A 14,183-nucleotide genomic window follows, 5' to 3' on the forward strand; every position below is an offset into this window, starting at 1 on the left:
CCGATGCGAAAGAGCAAAAACAAAAAAGGTCAGTCGACCTGCCCTCTACCCCACCCCATTTTCTGAAGCTCGGGGAGAGCGGGCCAACTGCCTAAAAGCGATCAGTCAGTAAAAAACCGACCGGCGGGAAGAGCGAATCTCCCCGCCGGTGCGCGGCCTATATTACTTCGTGATCGTGCTGACAACCCCCGAACCGACGGTACGGCCGCCTTCGCGAATTGCGAAGCGCAGACCCGGATCCATCGCGATCGGAGCGATCAGCTTGACAGCCAGGGTGACGTTGTCGCCCGGCATGACCATCTCGGTGCCCTCGGGAAGGATCACTTCGCCGGTCACGTCGGTGGTGCGGAAGTAGAACTGCGGGCGGTAGTTGGCGAAGAACGGCGTGTGACGGCCACCTTCGTCCTTCGACAGCACGTAGACCTCAGCCGAGAACTCGGTGTGCGGCTTGACCGAACCGGGCTTGCAGAGAACCTGACCACGCTCGACTTCTTCACGCTTGATGCCACGGATCAGCGCACCGACGTTGTCGCCGGCTTCGCCCTGGTCGAGCAGCTTGCGGAACATTTCAACGCCGGTCACGGTCGTCTTCATGGTGTCCTTCAGACCCACGATTTCGACTTCTTCACCAACCTTGACGATGCCGGTTTCGATACGGCCGGTCACCACGGTGCCGCGACCCGAGATCGAGAACACGTCTTCGACGGGCATCAGGAACGGCTTGTCGGTCGGGCGCGGCGGCTGCGGGATGTAGCTGTCGACAGCTTCCATCAGCGCATTGATCGAATCGCGACCGATGTTGTCGTCGCGGCCTTCGAGAGCGGCCAGAGCCGAACCCTTGACGATCGGAATATCGTCGCCCGGGAAGTCGTACGACGAAAGCAGTTCACGAACTTCGAGTTCGACGAGCTCGAGGATTTCCTCGTCGTCGACCTGGTCGACCTTGTTCATGTACACGACCAGTGCAGGCACGCCGACCTGGCGAGCGAGCAGGATGTGTTCGCGGGTCTGCGGCATCGGGCCGTCAGCAGCGTTCACGACCAGGATCGCGCCGTCCATCTGGGCAGCACCGGTGATCATGTTCTTCACGTAGTCGGCGTGACCCGGGCAGTCGACGTGCGCGTAGTGACGGTTGGCGGTCTCGTACTCGACGTGTGCGGTCGAGATGGTGATGCCGCGCTCGCGCTCTTCAGGAGCCTTGTCGATGTTCGCGTAGTCGGTGAACGTCGCGCCACCGGTCTCGGCGAGAACCTTGGTGATTGCGGCGGTCAGCGTGGTCTTGCCGTGGTCGACGTGACCGATGGTGCCGATGTTGCAGTGCGGCTTGGTCCGCTCAAACTTAGCCTTGGCCATTGTTCAAACCTTCTTTTCAATGTGTGCAGATACTGCGGGAAATGGACGGCACCCGCTGAATCGAGCGCCGCCCCTAATGCTATCCGTGCTCTTATGCAAGCTTCGCCTTGAGCTCGGTCGCGACGTTCGCCGGGACCTCGTCGTAGTGGTCGAAGAACATCGAGTAGTTTGCACGGCCCTGGGTGAACGAGCGGAGCTGGTTCACGTAGCCGAACATGTTTGCCAGAGGCACCATTGCCACGACGGCCTGGGCATTGCCGCGGCTGTCGGTGCCCTGGATCTGGCCACGACGGGAGTTGATGTCGCCGATCACGTCGCCGAGATATTCGTCCGGCGTGATCACTTCGACCTTCATGATCGGCTCGAGCAGCTTGATGCCGGCCTTCTGGGCGGCTTCGCGCATGGCACCGCGGGCGCAGATTTCGAAGGCCAGGGCCGACGAGTCGACGTCGTGGTACGCACCGTCATAAAGCAGGACTTCGAAGTCGATGATCGGGAAGCCGATCAGCGAGCCCGTCATCGCGGTTTCGCGGAAGCCCTTTTCGATCGCGGGGATATATTCCTTCGGAATGTTACCGCCCTTGATTTCGTCCTTGAAGACGAAGCCCGAACCGCGCTCGCCCGGTGTGACCTTGACCTTGACGCGGCCGAACTGGCCGGTGCCGCCCGACTGCTTCTTGTGTGTGTGGTCAAGATCGATCGGCTTGGCGAGGTATTCGCGATAGGCCACCTGCGGCGCACCGACGTTCGCCTCGACCTTGAACTCGCGCTTCATGCGGTCGACAAGGATTTCGAGGTGAAGTTCGCCCATGCCCTTGATGATGGTCTGGCCCGATTCGTGGTCGGTCGAGACGCGGAACGAAGGGTCCTCGGCCGAGAGACGGTTGAGCGCGATGCCCATCTTCTCCTGGTCGGCCTTGGTCTTCGGTTCCACCGACAGTTCGATGACCGGCTCGGGGAATTCCATGCGCTCGAGGATGATCGGCTGCTTTTCCGAGCACAGGGTGTCGCCCGTGGTCGTCTCCTTGAGACCGGCGATGGCAACGATGTCGCCGGCATAGGCCGCATCGATGTCTTCACGGTTGTTGGAGTGCATCAGCAGCATGCGGCCGACCTTCTCCTTCTTGTCCTTCACCGAGTTCAGGTAAGTGCCCTTGGTCAGCGTGCCCGAATAGATGCGGGTGAAGGTCAGCGAGCCGACGAACGGGTCGTTCATGATCTTGAACGCCAGCGCCGAGAACGGTGCATCGTCTGCGGTCGGACGGCTGTCCGGCTCTTCCGTGTCGGGGTTGATGCCCTGCACGTCCTCGATGTCGATCGGCGAAGGCAGGTAGTCCACCACCGCGTCGAGCAGGCACTGGACGCCCTTGTTCTTGAACGCCGAACCGCACAGCACCGGCACGAAGGCCTGGCCGAGCGTACCCTTGCGGATCAGCTTCTTGAGCGTCGCCACGTCGGGCTCGTTGCCCTCAAGGTAGGCTTCCATCGCCTCGTCGTCCTGCTCGACGGCGAGTTCGATGAGGTTGTTGCGGTACTCGGCAGCTTCGTCGGCCATGTCGGCCGGGATCTCTTCATAGAAGAACTCCGCACCGAGCGATTCATCCTTCCAGATGATCGCACGCTGTTCGACGAGGTCGACAAGACCCTTGAAATCGCTCTCGGCACCGATCGGCAGATACAGCACCGCCGGCTTCGCGCCGAGGCGGTCGATGATCGTCTGCACGCAGTACTTGAAGTTCGCGCCGGTGCGGTCGAGCTTGTTGATGAAGCACATGCGGGGGACGTTGTACTTGTCGGCCTGGCGCCAGACGGTTTCCGACTGGGGCTCGACGCCGGCGACGCCGTCGAAGGCGGCGACGGCACCGTCGAGCACGCGCAGCGAGCGTTCGACTTCGATGGTGAAGTCGACGTGGCCGGGGGTGTCGATGATGTTCAGGCGGTGGTCGTTCCAGAAGCAGGTCGTGGCGGCCGACGTGATCGTGATGCCGCGCTCCTGCTCCTGCTCCATCCAGTCCATCGTAGCGGCGCCGTCATGGACTTCGCCGATCTTGTAGGACTTGCCGGTGTAGTAGAGGATGCGCTCGGTCGTCGTCGTCTTGCCGGCGTCGATGTGTGCCATGATGCCGAAGTTGCGATAGCGCTCAAGCGGATGGCTGCGTGCCATGGTGCTATTCCTTGGGAGTATGGGGGAGCCGGAGAGGCTCCGCCCATATGGTTACCATTGTGACCGTTTAAAGACGGCCGCAAATACCGCGAGTGATTACCAGCGGTAGTGGCTGAACGCGCGGTTGGCGTCGGCCATGCGGTGGGTGTCTTCACGCTTCTTGACGGCGTTGCCACGGTTGTTGGCAGCATCGAGCAGCTCGGCCGAGAGACGCGCGGCCATCGTGGTCTCCGAGCGGTTGCGCGCAGCGGTGATCAGCCAGCGAATGGCGAGCGCCTGGGCACGTTCGGGGCGAACCTCGACCGGGACCTGGTAAGTCGCACCACCGACGCGGCGCGAGCGCACTTCGATCTGCGGACGGACGTTGTTCAGCGCATCGTGGAAGAGCTGGACCGGGTCCGCCTTCGCACGGGTCTGCATGGTTTCGAGCGCACCGTAGACGATGCTTTCGGCAACCGACTTCTTACCATCGAGCATGAGGTTGTTCATGAACTTCGACAGAACCTGATCACCGAACTTCGGGTCGGGCAGGATGACCCGCTTTTCCGGACGACGACGACGTGACATATTGTGTACTCCTTCGGAGTGCGGCCCACCCATCCGGGTGTGCCTTGCGGCACCGGCCCGCTCCGCGTTCCCGACCTTTTTTGGCCGGCCACCCAGAAGCCACCTGGTCGGTGGCTGGGTGAAGCGAAGGAAAGCCGGACCTTGGCCTAATTACTTCGGACGCTTGGCGCCGTACTTCGAGCGGGACTGCTTGCGGTCCTTGACGCCCTGCGTATCGAGCACGCCGCGCAGGACGTGGTAGCGAACGCCGGGAAGGTCGCGAACGCGGCCGCCGCGGATGAGCACGACCGAGTGCTCCTGCAGGTTGTGGCCTTCACCCGGGATGTACGAAATGACTTCGCGGCTGTTGGTCAGGCGGATCTTGGCGACCTTGCGGAGAGCCGAGTTCGGCTTCTTCGGGGTGGTCGTGTAGACGCGGGTGCAGACGCCGCGCTTCTGCGGGTTCTGCTCCATCGCAGGGACCTTGGACTTGGCCTTCTGCGGTTCGCGGCCCTTGCGGACCAGCTGATTGATTGTGGGCATGTGAAAACTTCACCTGTAGTTCTGGCGCTTCGGCAGAAGGTGAAGGATGCGGGCACCGCAAATGCGCAAACCGGAAAGGTGGCCGGATGGCCCCTTCCCCAACGCAATCACGAACCGAAACGCTCCACCCGCAACTTTCGTCACCGGGTTACTTTGACGGATTACCTGAGAGACCCAGACGCACCGGCAATGTTCAGCTCAAGCCACCTGCGCAGCGAGGCCGCACCTGTGGAAGGACGCGCCCTTAGGCGGGTTTGGGGGTGGGGTCAAGGGGTGGGCTGAAGTGATCTCAGCCAACTGCCAAAACACTTACTCACCATTGAGTTTGCGCACCCCGGACCACCAGAATCGACACCCTCACCCCCCGCTAAAGTTATTCACTGAATTTTGCCCTACCCACAAAACGAAATTTATCTAATAAAGCTGCTTCCGCATAACATGCAGTCGCAGAGCACCTTGGTCATCGTTAGGGGCACCGTGGAATTAAGTACGCTTAGAAAGAGATTACAGGAGCACTTCAGCGATGGGTTAGTCCTAGTTGTCGGTTCTGGACTCTCGTGTGCCGAAGGTGTGCCAGGCATGCATGCGCTTGGCGAACACCTAGTAACCCAAATACCTAAAACGTTATCACCACAAGATTTTGATCTTTGGCAAATGATTTATCCGGAGATTCAGAAGGAAGGGCTCGAAGCAGCGCTACTTAGATATGCGCCAACCGCCTCCCTTGAAGCTTCGATTGTTCAAAGCAGTGGTGAATTCATTGCCTCTGCAGAGGCAAAGATAATTGCAGAGGTATTTTCTCGATCTAAAATTCTACGCCTTACAAAACTTTTGCCACATCTCATTGTTCCAGACAGTGGCATTCCTATCATTACCACTAACTATGATCGTCTCGTCGAAGTTGCATGCGAAGAGGGTGGCCTCGGTGTCGACACGATGTTTAATGGCCACTTTGCTGCACGCTTGGAACCAGAACATAGTCATTGGAGCTTTTGTCGAAGTGCCCGCGTTGTAAATCGAGTTCCTCGAGTGAGGTTTGCTAAACGCGCCAAAGTTTTTAAACCTCATGGCAGTCTAGATTGGTATCATCGCGATGGCGATCCGGTTCGCTATGCCGGATCACTGCCATTACCCCGCCTCATTATTACCCCCGGTTTAAATAAATTTCGTAGTGGATACGAAAGCCCATTTGACAAACATCGCGATAAAGGGAATGAATCAATTGATAAAGCACAAAAATTTTTAATAATCGGATATGGATTTAATGACGATCATCTTGAAACACACCTAACACCACGGATAAAATCCGGAGTTGGCACATTAATTATTACACATACCTTGTCGGAAAAAGCAAGGACTATCGCCCTATCTTATAAAAATGTAATAGCATTGGACTTTCAGAGTCGCACTATAAGTTCTGGCACCAGAGTAATCGCTGATGGCGCAGAGACTGATATCCCCGAGATCGACCTCTGGGATTTAGATGGGCTTGTAAAGGGAGTATTGTCGGCATGAGCAGCGCAGCGCTTTTGTTTTCTGGTAACGACCAGATAGGCCGAGTTGCAGGGGTCGACACCAGTCGGGTGTCGATAGATGTCACAAACTCAACGATGCTGACTCGCGTTGGCATCGGACAACTCATCGCGATAAGGGGCGCAACTCAGGCTGAGTTTTTGATCGCCATGACGGACCGAGTAACCCGGTCTCTGCGTGAAGACATTGGAGAACCGGAGAACGGGGAGTTCGGAACCCTAACCATCGAATTTTCCGACCATATGCAGGCCTTCGTAATCGGAACATATCGAACCGTGGATGGAGACAAGAAGGACACCTTCAAAAGAGGAGCGGATAGCTTTCCGCAGATCGAGAGGGACTGTTTTGTCATCGAGGGCGGTAACCTTCAGCGTTTCATGGGGATTCTCGGCGCAGATTTGGCCGAAGGAGAACGCCTCAAGCTCGGCACGTTCGTCGCTGACCGAAGCGCTGAAGCGATCGCCAGCGGCGACCGTTTTTTCCAGCGACATGCTGCGGTTCTAGGCAGCACAGGCTCGGGAAAGAGTTGGGCTATAGCACTTATTTTGGAGCGTGCGGCCAAACTCAAGTTTCCAAACATTGTAGTCTTCGACATGCACGGGGAGTATGCTCCCCTCGCTGACGAACAGAGCGGTGGCTTTGCAAAAAGGTATAGAATCGCAGGCCCCGGCGATCTCTCTTCCCCGCCAGCGGACACCCTTTTCCTGCCATATTGGCTTCTCAATCGCGACGAAATGCTATCAATGATTTTGGATCGCAGTGACCAAAATGCGCCAAATCAAGCATCCAGGTTCACGCTACACGTTCGCGATCTCAAAAGTGCATCCTTAGAAAACGCCAATAAGATGGATGTGAGAGAAACGTTCACTGTGGACTCTCCCATTCCTTATGCAGTTTCTGATTTAGTCGGCTTGTTACGGACTGACAACACGACAAAAGGTGTTGGCAAGACGGGACCAGTCAAAGGCGAATGGGAAGACAAGCTTACGAGATTCATTTCTCGTCTTGAGGCGAAACTTGAAGATCGCCGATATGGTTTCATGTTTTCTCCACCTGCTGAGTCACTAAACTATGAATGGCTTGGAGAACAGGTCATAAAATTGCTCGACTCTGGAGATGGAAAAGGCATAAAAATTATCGATTTTTCGGAAGTTCCGGCAGATATATTGCCAATTGTCACGGGAACTTTGGCACGATTACTATACGATGTGCAATTTTGGATGCGCGCGGAAACGCGTACACCGGTTACGCTTCTATGTGATGAGGCACATCTCTATCTACCCGTCAGAGACGATGCTGATGCAGTACAACGTCAAGCCTTAGGATCATTCGAGAGGATTGCAAAGGAGGGACGAAAGTATGGATTCTCGCTTTTAGTTGTAAGTCAGAGACCTTCTGATGTGAGCCGTACTATTCTTTCTCAATGTAATAATTTTTTAGCGCTACGCTTGACGAACGACAGCGACCAAAACGTGATAAAGCGTCTCATGCCAGACTCTTTGGTCGGACTTACCGCGATGTTACCTTTACTAGATGTTGGAGAAGCACTTTTGCTGGGTGACGCTGTATTGCTCCCAACTCGCATAAAGCTTGATAAGCCGAAGGTTAAACCGGATAGCGCAACCAGAGAGTTTTGGACAGAATGGGGGACGAGACAGCCAGAACCAAGTCGTCTCGCTGCCGCAGTAGAGAGCTTAAGAAGCCAGTCCAGAGGTAGCTGACCTCGATGGTCAGTAGTGGCGGAGTGAAAAATGCAAGCACCCGGGAGCGCGAGGGCGATGGCCCTCGTGTTTTTCCTTTCCTTCTGACCCTTCCAAGTTTTCGCTTTCCTACATTTAACCGTATGGGTTAATTGTGGGGGATGGATGAAATTGGGCGCGATGAGCTTGGGGAGGTGCTGAATGGCGCGTGCCCCTCCACCACCTCCGGTGGTCCCCCTCCCCGTGTCGGGGAGGAACCGGGGGTGGCGTCTCTGCGCGGGTGCCCCTCCACCACCTTCGGTGGTCCCCCTCCCCCGGCGGGGGAGGAAAAGCGGACTTCTCGGGTGCGGCGGGTGGATGTGGTGGAGGAGTCGGCGCTCGACTTTGTGCCGTTTGTGCATGTGGCGCCTCGGCGCAATTCGATCACGCCGGACAAGCAGCGGCGGTTCATTGCCACGCTGGCGGCTACGGGGATCGTGTCTCAGGCGGCGCTCTCCATCGGGGCTTCGGTGGAGGCGCTGTACAAGTTGCGGCATCGGGTGGGCGCGGAGGACTTTGCGCGGGCTTGGGATGCGGCGGTGGAGCGGGGGTATTCGCGGCTGGAGGACTGCGCGCTGGAGCGGGCGATTGCGGGGGAGGAGCGGCCGGTGGTCTCGCGCGGGAAGGTCGTCGCCACGTGGACGCATCACAATACCGGGCTGCTGATGTTCCTGCTGCGCGCGCGGCGGCCGGAGAAGTATGGCGCGGTTCGCGTGGGCGACCTGCGGCCGGGGCATCCGGTCTATGACGCGCTGAAGGTGCAGTGGGAGCGCGAGCGGGCGGCGGCCGAGGCGGTGGAGGCCGAGGCGGTGCGGCGGTCCCTGCACGGGCGGCTGCTGGAGATGCGCGAGCGGATGCTGGCGCTGCGCCAGGCTGCGGGTGAGCGAGATTCGGAAGAGTCGGAAACGGAGCCAGAAGAGGGATCGCCGGGGGAAGCGGGCGGGCTCTGCTGACTCCGTTCGGGTGGCGCCGGGGTTTTGGGTGCCGGCGCCGGGGGTATCGGCAGTGTCAGGCCGGGTCGGCGGCGGCGTCGCCTGTTTCCGGGCCTGTTTCCGGGCCTGTTTCCGGGTCGGCTTCCGGGGCCGGGTCGGCGATTTCCTCGGCGATGGCGAGGATGCGCTTGCGCAAGGTGGCGAGCGTGGCGTCCATCGCGGCAAGGCCGGTGGTGCTGAGGTGGACGAAAGTGCGGCGGCCATCGCGGCCATCGTCCTCACGCTCTACCATGCCGCGCGCTTCGAGGAGGCGGAGCCAGCGCAGCGCCGTGGTCGGCGGGACGTGGGCGCCGATGCAGGCGCTGGTGGTCGGCACGCGGCGGCCTTCGCGCGAGGCGACGTAGAGATCGAGGAGGATGTCCCAGGTCGGCTCGCCGAACAGCTCTGCGGGCAGGTAGCGGTGGCGGCGGCGGCGGCTGGCGTAAAGCTCGCGCGCGAGGGCGGCGTGGCGCTGGATCGTCGCGTCGTCGAGCGCGGGGTGGACAGTGGCGGGGACGACGAGGCGCAGGCCGTTGCGGCGGCCGGTCAAGGCTGGCGTCGTGGTGGTGGCGCGCGTGGAACGGACAGTCATATGGGGCTCCTGAAATGGAGGCGTGATTTCGCTTGGTGGCGTGGATGACGGCGGGACTGTGCCTGATCAGGCGGGTTGCAGATCAGGTCGCCAGGCGTGGTAGGGGCCGATGTGCTGCTTGCGCAGGAGATGGGCCCGGGTGCCGGCCAGCAGCGCCACCATCTGGATGGCCGCGGGCAGCTGGGTCATCGTGAAGTAGCCGTAGCGGACGAGCGAGAGGTCGATCAGCTTGGACATATGCGCGAGGACGACGATGATCTGCGCCGAGCAGGCCCAGAGCGGCCAGCCGCGGTTGGCCCGCAGCGCGACCCACAACATGCCGACCAGCGCCCACGTATCGATCACCAGATGGCCGGGATCGAGCGCGTAGAAGGCCGGACTTCCGAACGCGGCGTGGTTGATCGCATCGGCCGTGGCAGCGGCGATGATGATGGCCGAGACGAACCGTTCGGGCTCCTCGCCCTTGCGCAGGGCAAAGGCGAGGATGGCGACGATGCAGAGACGGTAGAGCCACAGCAGCATCATCGCCAGCGGCCTCCTGCGCGCGACCGGTATTGGGCTGGCCTGTTACGCCGCATCGGCCAGTGCAGCCGGGCGGCCTTCGTCACCAAGTGAACCAGCGGGCGGGCATTCATCGATGACGGAGCCCATCTCGCGGCCGACGTCGAGCAGCTTGCCGTGGACGCGGGCGAGTTCGCCGCTGGCATCGAGCACCGCCTTCTGGCTGGCGGCGAGGCGGAGCAGCGCTTCCTGGCCGGTGAACGGTCCGACTGCAGTCTCACGCCGGGCGCGGACCATGGTGGCGAGGAGATTGGCCTGGCGGATCAGCGCCTCGTCGAGCGCGGCTTCGGCCTGGTGCAGATCCCGCGTGATGCGCATGCCGTGAACGGCAACGGCGTTGTCATGTGAACGCGCTGCGACATCGGACCCGAAGTTCACGCTGACAGTGTTGTCGGTAGCTTTCATCGTAACACCCCATCCCGCCGTCTCAGGGACGACAGGCCCCTTGTTTTGGATGGCGGCGCCCCCGCGCCGTCCATCCGGTTCATGGACGGAGATGTCTGGCCGGGCAGGCGGCGATCAGTGATCGAGCATGGTGGAAAGCTGCGCGAACATGCTCAGCCCTCCCAGCACGATCAGGATCAGGAACACCGTTATGCCGCCAATGTAACCCAGCCGCAGAAGGGTGCCGTTCGGCCCGTCGAACATCTCCGGGAGAACGTGGTGATAGGCGTTTGCGTCCTCCTTGCCCGACAGGAAAAAGTCCCCGGCAAGAGCGGCCTGGTTCGTACTTTCGATCGCTGGTGCATCGTGCACCGGAAGGTCGAACCCTGCCGCGGACGTTCCGACATCCACGTCATCCCGATCCGGTGATGCAACGGGAAGTGGCGGAAACCCTATATGGGAATCTTCATATACGGGTTGTTCGTATATGGCCATCAGGCGCCGATATGCTTGGGCAACTTCGCCCCTGGTAGCGACACCAAGCTTGGCGCGGGCGAGCATGATGCGCTGATCGACCGTATGCGGAGAGATGCCCAGAAGGCGGGAAATCTCCTTCGAGGTCTTGTGCTCGATCAGCAGGTCGAGAACTTCGCGCTGCTTGGCGGTAAGTTCGCCCAGCGGATTATCGAATAGTTCCCCTGTCACGATCATATGTTTGACGTGTCCCGATCCATCCGCATCCCCTGAAAAAAGGGTAAACGGCACCCACGACAATCTTGCCTGAAAGCCGTTAACTTTCCAACTCGTCTTTCATAAATCGTAATCATTTCTGCAGATAATGGTTAACGCCGGTCTAATCCGACACACGATCAACCGCACAGATCGGACTTGCTGTTCATACGGCGCAAGCTGGTGCACAAACCAGCGGAGACCGAATCGGTTGGAAGACGGGAAATCGCATGGCGAGACGCAACACGGGTCGGGTCGTGGCAATGGGACGTGCCATCCTGGCGCTCGCGTTCCTGCTCGCGCTCTGGCTCGATCCATCGGTTCCCACTCGCGGTGCAATTTACGGATACGCGCTGCTGAGCAGCTATGCCCTGTGGACAGCAGCATTGATGGTCGTAGCCTGGCGGAGCTGGTGGTTCGATTTCCGCCTTGCCACGCTTGCCCAGGGCCTCGACATCGCGATGTTCCTTGCGGCGGTCTATTTCACCGAAAGCCGCTTCACCGAATTCCAGAGCCCGTTTCTGGCCCTTGCCGCATTCCTGCTCGTTGCATCGATGGTGCGCTGGAACTGGCGCGCCACGGTGCTGACCGCAGTCGTGCTGCTGAGCACGAATCTCATCTTCGGCATTTCCTTGTACAAGCTGGGAGTCGACATAGACCTCTTCCGCTTTGTCCGCCGCACGATCTACATGATCCTGCTGTCCTCGATGCTGATCTGGCTAAGCATGTCACGCGGCAGCGGGCGCACGGTCACCTTGCCCGATCCTTCAGGAATTCCGGGTGAGCGCCGTGACATGGTCTTCGATGCCGCCTTGGCGCTCGTTTCGCGCTGCTTCGGAGCAGGCCATGTCGCCTTTGCCTTTGCCAGCAGCGAGGAACCGTGGATCGAACTGCGCCGTCTTGACGGTTCAGCGATCACAAGTAGCCAGCTTGCGCCCGAGGACTATGCCGAGGAACTGCTGGCGCCAAGACCGGCAGCGGTGTTTGATATCAATCGCGGACGCATGCTGACTCATGCGCAGAACGACCCATCCATCATCTGCGCAGAGGAAGCGCTGCAATCGCGGCTTGCGCGCGCACTTGGCGCCGACACCGGCATCATCGTGTCCGTGCAAAGCGTGACAGGATCCGGCCATCTCATTGCCTGGGACACCGAAGCGCTCAGCTTTGACGACATCGGCCTGATGGCCGCCGTCGCCGACGAACTGGGCCGCGCGCTCGACCGCGAGGAAATGGCCCGGCTTGCCCGCAATGCTGCCGAGACCGGGGTGCGCCACGCGGTTGCCCGCGACCTGCACGACAGTGTTGCCCAGTTCCTTGCCGGAACCCTGTTCAGGCTGGAGGCGCTGCGCCGCTGGATCCGCGAAGGCAACGATCCCGAGGGCGAGATCGATTCGATCAAGAATGCCCTGCGGCGCGAACAAGGCCAGTTGCGCCTGCTGATCGAACGTCTGCGCCGCGGGCAGGAGAGCGACCGCCGGACCGATATCGCCGAGGAGTTGAACGACCTGCTCACCGAAGCAGGCGCCCACTGGCATATCGACACCGCGCTTGTCCTGCCCGACTATCCCCTGCCCATTTCCGTGCAACTTTCCCACGAAATCCGGCAGCTGGTGCGCGAGGCTGTCGCCAACGCGGCACGACACGGCAAGTGCAGGAAGGTCACCGTGCGAGTAGACAATGTCAGCGGGCAGATCCGGCTGAGCATCGTTGACGACGGCATGGGTTTTCCCCCAATCGAAAAGGCCCCGAGGCCGCGCTCCATCACCGAGCGCGTCGAAGCCCTGGGCGGGAGTTTCGAACTTCACAGCAGCGGCGACGGTGCTCGCCTTGAGATAGCGCTACGATCCGGAGAATTCGCATGATCCCCATTCTGGTTGCAGACGACCACGGCTTCATCCGCGCCGGTGTCGAGGCCGTGCTGCGGGGCACGCGTTTTTCTGTCGTTGCGGCAACGGCCAGCGGCGAGGAAACTCTTGATGCGATCAAGACGCATGATCCGGCGATCGTGCTGCTGGACATCAACATGCCCGGCATGAACGGGGTTCAGGCGCTCGAAAGCCTGCGCGAACGCGGCGACAAGCGTCCGGTTGTCCTGCTGACCGCAGAGATCAACGACCGACAGCTGCTTTCTGTCATGCGCGCCGGCGTTGAGGGAATCGTGTCCAAGGATGGGGCCGAGGACGGTCTCGTCGATGTGCTGGAAAAGGTTCATGCCGGACAGAAGGCGATCGAGCCGATATTTCTGCAGCGCGCCATCGATCTTTCGCTGCGACCGGACACGCAAGGCCCCCTCGCCAAGCTCAACCCGCGCGAGCGCAAGATCGCCGGATTGGTGGCACGAGGCCTGCGCAATCGCGATATCGGGGCGGAACTGGGGATCGGCGAAGGCACGGTGAAGGTCTATCTCCACACGATGTACCAGAAACTGGGCATCGACAACCGCACGGAACTCGCACTGCTGGCGGTGAACGATCAGGACGCCTGAGGGGATTCCTGAGGACTGAAGAGAAGCGGGGCCCCGGGTCGAGCCCGGGGCGACGGCGGGGTTTGGGGTTGCGGTTGATTGCCCTGAACGGCAGAGATGCGGGTAAATAGCTGCCGCTACACAACCCTCAGGGAACGTGAACGGATTTAATCTTCAGGCGCGAGCAATCTGCCTCGCAGACATCGGCGTGCAGAGTGAGGTCGCTGACCGGCTCACTTACTGTCGAGAGGTCCACCAGCACCTCCCAATAACCACCCGCCCAGCGATAAATGGAACGATGCCACGTCGCTTCGTCGAGCGGTGCGAGGCGATCTCCATACGCAGCGACGTTCGCAGAAATATGTTCGGCAGTCTCCCGATCGACCGGCTCAACCCCTTCGACGCGAGACTTGCAGAGTTGGAAATCGCCAGCGGCCAAGGCAGCAGCAATCTCTGCGAACTTGGCGCGCCATAGCTCTGGGACCGGATGCTCGGCATCATCCATCAAGGCCATTGGCTTACCTCCAGAAAAGAGTTTTGCATGACAAGGCCAATGACTTCAATGGCGTCGTATCCTGACAGTCGGCTTTCGAAAAGAAGC

14 protein-coding genes are annotated in these 14,183 nt (G+C 60.0%); 5 read left to right on the top strand and 9 right to left on the bottom strand.

The window, feature by feature from the left end; translation table 11 throughout:
- Window positions 1–162: 162 nt before the first annotated feature.
- The 4 genes from tuf to rpsL form a co-directional block, all read right to left on the bottom strand.
- A complete protein-coding gene (gene tuf / locus IQ25_RS02925) occupies window positions 163–1,353 on the bottom strand; it encodes an elongation factor Tu (protein ID WP_144902039.1) in 1,191 nt (396 codons plus the stop codon).
- A gap of 91 nt (window positions 1,354–1,444) precedes the next feature.
- Window positions 1,445–3,517 carry an elongation factor G gene (gene fusA, locus IQ25_RS02930; RefSeq protein ID WP_144902041.1) on the bottom strand — a complete coding sequence of 691 codons (2,073 nt, stop codon included), beginning with the start codon at window positions 3,515–3,517 and terminating at the stop codon, window positions 1,445–1,447.
- Between the two features lie 96 nt (window positions 3,518–3,613).
- Window positions 3,614–4,084, bottom strand: coding sequence for a 30S ribosomal protein S7 (gene rpsG, locus IQ25_RS02935; RefSeq protein WP_039334380.1), 471 nt, complete (start codon window positions 4,082–4,084; stop codon window positions 3,614–3,616).
- Window positions 4,085–4,234: 150 nt separating this feature from the next.
- A complete protein-coding gene (rpsL, locus tag IQ25_RS02940) occupies window positions 4,235–4,606 on the bottom strand; it encodes a 30S ribosomal protein S12 (protein WP_011444902.1) in 372 nt (123 codons plus the stop codon).
- Between the two features lie 579 nt (window positions 4,607–5,185).
- On the opposite strand from rpsL, the gene IQ25_RS02945 reads away from it, so the two are divergent.
- The 3 genes from IQ25_RS02945 (at window position 5,186) to IQ25_RS02955 (ending at window position 8,831) form a co-directional block, all read left to right on the top strand.
- Complete coding sequence (locus tag IQ25_RS02945) at window positions 5,186–6,121, top strand: SIR2 family protein (RefSeq protein WP_220094509.1); 936 nt, start codon at window positions 5,186–5,188, stop codon at window positions 6,119–6,121.
- A complete protein-coding gene (locus IQ25_RS02950) occupies window positions 6,118–7,860 on the top strand; it encodes an ATP-binding protein (protein ID WP_144902045.1) in 1,743 nt (580 codons plus the stop codon). Before IQ25_RS02945 ends, IQ25_RS02950 begins: the two co-directional genes overlap by 4 nt.
- Window positions 7,861–8,192: 332 nt before the next feature.
- Window positions 8,193–8,831, top strand: a complete 639-nt coding sequence (locus IQ25_RS02955) for a hypothetical protein (RefSeq protein WP_144902047.1) — start codon at window positions 8,193–8,195, stop codon at window positions 8,829–8,831.
- A 55-nt stretch (window positions 8,832–8,886) separates the two neighbouring features.
- Here IQ25_RS02955 and IQ25_RS02960 read toward each other — a convergent pair whose 3' ends face one another.
- The 4 genes from IQ25_RS02960 to IQ25_RS02975 all read right to left on the bottom strand — a co-directional run bounded on the left by IQ25_RS02960 (window position 8,887) and on the right by IQ25_RS02975 (window position 11,091).
- The gene (locus tag IQ25_RS02960) at window positions 8,887–9,441 is read right to left on the bottom strand and encodes a helix-turn-helix domain-containing protein (RefSeq protein WP_144902049.1); all 555 of its coding nucleotides are present in this window, start codon (window positions 9,439–9,441) and stop codon (window positions 8,887–8,889) included.
- Window positions 9,442–9,507: 66 nt separating this feature from the next.
- The gene (locus IQ25_RS02965; RefSeq protein ID WP_144902051.1) at window positions 9,508–9,966 is read right to left on the bottom strand and encodes a hypothetical protein; all 459 of its coding nucleotides are present in this window, start codon (window positions 9,964–9,966) and stop codon (window positions 9,508–9,510) included.
- A 42-nt stretch (window positions 9,967–10,008) separates the two neighbouring features.
- Complete coding sequence (locus IQ25_RS21300) at window positions 10,009–10,407, bottom strand: hypothetical protein (protein WP_246415388.1); 399 nt, start codon at window positions 10,405–10,407, stop codon at window positions 10,009–10,011.
- A gap of 114 nt (window positions 10,408–10,521) precedes the next feature.
- Window positions 10,522–11,091, bottom strand: a complete 570-nt coding sequence (locus tag IQ25_RS02975) for a helix-turn-helix transcriptional regulator (RefSeq protein WP_258536934.1) — start codon at window positions 11,089–11,091, stop codon at window positions 10,522–10,524.
- 254 nt (window positions 11,092–11,345) lie between these two features.
- Here IQ25_RS02975 and IQ25_RS02980 point away from each other — a divergent pair, with 254 nt between their 5' ends.
- Window positions 11,346–12,980: a sensor histidine kinase gene (locus tag IQ25_RS02980; RefSeq protein ID WP_144902055.1), complete on the top strand. Its 1,635-nt coding sequence runs from the start codon at window positions 11,346–11,348 to the stop codon at window positions 12,978–12,980.
- A complete protein-coding gene (locus IQ25_RS02985) occupies window positions 12,977–13,603 on the top strand; it encodes a response regulator (RefSeq protein ID WP_144902057.1) in 627 nt (208 codons plus the stop codon). Before IQ25_RS02980 ends, IQ25_RS02985 begins: the two co-directional genes overlap by 4 nt.
- A 127-nt stretch (window positions 13,604–13,730) precedes the next feature.
- Here IQ25_RS02985 and IQ25_RS02990 read toward each other — a convergent pair whose 3' ends face one another.
- Window positions 13,731–14,096 (bottom strand): DUF7668 domain-containing protein, encoded by a 366-nt coding sequence (locus IQ25_RS02990; protein WP_144902059.1) that lies wholly within the window; start codon window positions 14,094–14,096, stop codon window positions 13,731–13,733.
- Window positions 14,097–14,183: the final 87 nt, after the last annotated feature.

Origin of the sequence: Novosphingobium taihuense, assembly GCF_007830315.1 — a bacterium.
GTDB lineage: Bacteria > Pseudomonadota > Alphaproteobacteria > Sphingomonadales > Sphingomonadaceae > Novosphingobium > Novosphingobium taihuense.